Source organism: Neobacillus drentensis (assembly GCF_036966985.1).
GTDB lineage: Bacteria > Bacillota > Bacilli > Bacillales > Cytobacillaceae > Neobacillus > Neobacillus drentensis_E.
On record NZ_JBALSN010000339.1, the window covers coordinates 5,640 to 6,064 of the forward strand.

1 protein-coding gene and 1 pseudogene are annotated in these 425 nt (G+C 39.3%); both read left to right on the top strand.

From position 1 onward, the window contains the following. A pseudogene (locus tag V7659_RS21045) lies at positions 1-153 on the top strand (acyl-CoA dehydrogenase); the annotation flags it as partial. A 63-nt stretch (positions 154-216) separates the two neighbouring features. Continuing rightward, a complete protein-coding gene (locus V7659_RS21050; RefSeq protein WP_186328557.1) occupies positions 217-378 on the top strand; it encodes a hypothetical protein in 162 nt (53 codons plus the stop codon). The last annotated feature ends 47 nt before the right edge of the window (positions 379-425 follow it).

The following is a 425-nucleotide window of genomic DNA, read 5'->3' on the forward strand; positions in this document are numbered from 1 at the left end:
GACTTAGCGATGCGAATCGTTGGGGCAAAAAGTTTGTCATTAAACAATCCATTACAAAGATATTATCGGGACGTACGCGCCGGGCTTCATAATCCTCCAATGGATGACATGACTTTGCAATTATTAGCTAAGTACAGTGTTAACAACAACTAACCAGAAGTTGGATAACTTAAATTCAAACTTTTTGGATACCTTAACTGTAAGGAGTGAGGAAACATGCCAAGAGGTAAAGAATTAGAACAACTCCCTATGGCTAATATTGCGCCTGGAGCAGGAAACGATGCTAATAGGAATAACAGAGAGGTTCTTGGTGGAATCGTCCAAGGAGAACAACCTCAACCAAGTGATATTGAAAAGGAAAATGAAGATATGGTGTAAGGCAGGAATCACAATCCTGCCTTTTTATTATGGATAAATCAGTGGTT

Excerpts from the sequence above, each read along its gene's own strand:
- V7659_RS21050 (WP_186328557.1), top strand. The coding sequence starts at position 217 with ATGCCAAGAGGTAAAGAATTAGAACAACTCCCTATGGCTAATATTGCG.